Consider the following 1,459-nt stretch of genomic DNA (forward strand, 5'->3'; position numbering starts at 1 on the left):
GTACGCGGGCGCGCAGATCGAAGCGCAGAAGACCGACTTCGTGCGCCTGGGCGTGGTCGGTGACTGGGAGCGCCCCTACCGGACCATGGATTTCGCCAACGAGGCGGGCGAAATCCGTGCGCTGGCCAAGATGGTCGAGGGTGGTTATGTCTTCAAGGGGCTGAAGCCGGTCAACTGGTGCTTCGATTGCGGCTCGGCGCTGGCCGAGGCCGAGGTCGAGTACGCCGACAAGAAGTCCGATGCTATCGATGTCGCCTTCACCGCCGCCGAGCCCGCCAAGCTGGCGATGGCGTTTGGGCTCACCGCGCTCGACAAGCCGGCAGCGATCGTCATCTGGACCACCACGCCGTGGACCATTCCCGCCAACCAGGCGCTGAACGTGCATCCCGACGTCACCTACGCGCTGGTCGATACCGGCGAGCGGCTGCTGGTGCTCGCCGAAGAACTGATCGAGAGCTGCCTGACGCGCTACGGCCTAGAGGGTGAAATCGTGGCTACGACCACGGGCGCGGCGCTTGAATTCATCAATTTCCAGCACCCGTTCTACGAGCGTGTGGCGCCGGTATATCTCGCCGATTACGTGACCGTGGAAGAGGGCAGCACCGGCGTCGTCCACTCGGCGCCGTCGTACGGCCTCGATGACTTCATGACCTGCCGCGAGCATGGCATGAGCTTCGACGACATGCTCAACCCCGTGCAGGGCAATGGCGTATACCGCGATGATCTGCCGTTCTTCGGCGGGCAGATGATCTGGAAGGCCAACCCCCAGATCGTTGACAAGCTGCGTGAAGTCAACGCGCTGATGGTGCACACGCCGATCACCCACAGCTACATGCACTGCTGGCGCCACAAGACGCCGGTCATCTACCGCGCGACCGCGCAATGGTTCGTGGGTATGGATCGCGAGGACGACGCGGGGCGCACGCTGCGTCAGCGCGCGTTGGACGGCGTTGAGGCGACGCAGTTCGTCCCCGCCTGGGGCAAGGCGCGCCTGCACTCGATGATCGCCAACCGTCCCGACTGGTGCATCTCACGGCAGCGTAACTGGGGGGTGCCGATCCCGTTCTTCCTGCACAAGCAGACTGGGGAGTGGCATCCGCGTACCGTCGAGCTGATGGAAGACGTCGCCAAGCGCGTCGAAGCCGAGGGCATCGATGCTTGGTTCCGTCTCGATGCTCAAGAGCTGCTGGGCGACGAGGCCGGTGACTACGAGAAAGTCACCGACACGCTGGATGTGTGGTTCGATTCAGGCACCACGCATCGTCATGTGATGCGCGGCTCGCATCCGATGGGACACGACCAGGGTCCGCGTGCCGACCTGTATCTCGAGGGCTCCGACCAGCATCGTGGCTGGTTCCATTCGTCGTTGCTGACCGGTTGCGCCATCGACGGTCATGCGCCTTACAAAGCGCTTTTGACGCACGGCTTCACTGTCGACGAGAAGGGCCGCAAGATGTCC

The 1,459-nt window shown here is 63.7% G+C and carries 1 protein-coding gene; it reads left to right on the forward strand.

Features of this window, described 5'->3' with window-relative positions; genetic code table 11:
• On the forward strand, positions 1 to 1,459 hold a 1,459-nt coding region (locus tag OP495_RS17800; protein ID WP_280571109.1), incomplete at both ends, for a class I tRNA ligase family protein.

Source organism: Chromohalobacter sp. 296-RDG (genome assembly GCF_029889885.1).
In the GTDB taxonomy this organism is placed as follows: domain Bacteria; phylum Pseudomonadota; class Gammaproteobacteria; order Pseudomonadales; family Halomonadaceae; genus Chromohalobacter.